We start from the raw sequence: 248 nt of genomic DNA, 5'->3' as shown, positions 1-248 counted from the left end.
GGAAATGACCTGGCCACCGGTGAGAATGGCGATGTCTTCCAGCATGGCCTTGCGGCGATCACCGAAGCCCGGCGCCTTGACGGCGGCGATCTTGAGGCCGCCACGCAGCTTGTTGACGACGAGCGTGGCCAGAGCCTCGCCTTCGACGTCTTCCGAAATGATGACCAGCGGCTTCGAGGTCTGCACGACAGCCTCGAGGATCGGCAGCATGGCCTGCAGGTTGGAAAGCTTCTTCTCATGGAGAAGGA

1 pseudogene is annotated in these 248 nt (G+C 61.7%); it reads right to left on the bottom strand.

The window, feature by feature from the left end:
* Positions 1-248, bottom strand: a pseudogene (gene groEL, locus BQ8794_RS32005) (chaperonin GroEL); the annotation flags it as partial.

Origin of the sequence: Mesorhizobium prunaredense (genome assembly GCF_900156895.1) — a bacterium.
GTDB lineage: Bacteria > Pseudomonadota > Alphaproteobacteria > Rhizobiales > Rhizobiaceae > Mesorhizobium > Mesorhizobium prunaredense.
This window is presented reverse-complemented; position numbering and strand designations above follow the sequence as displayed.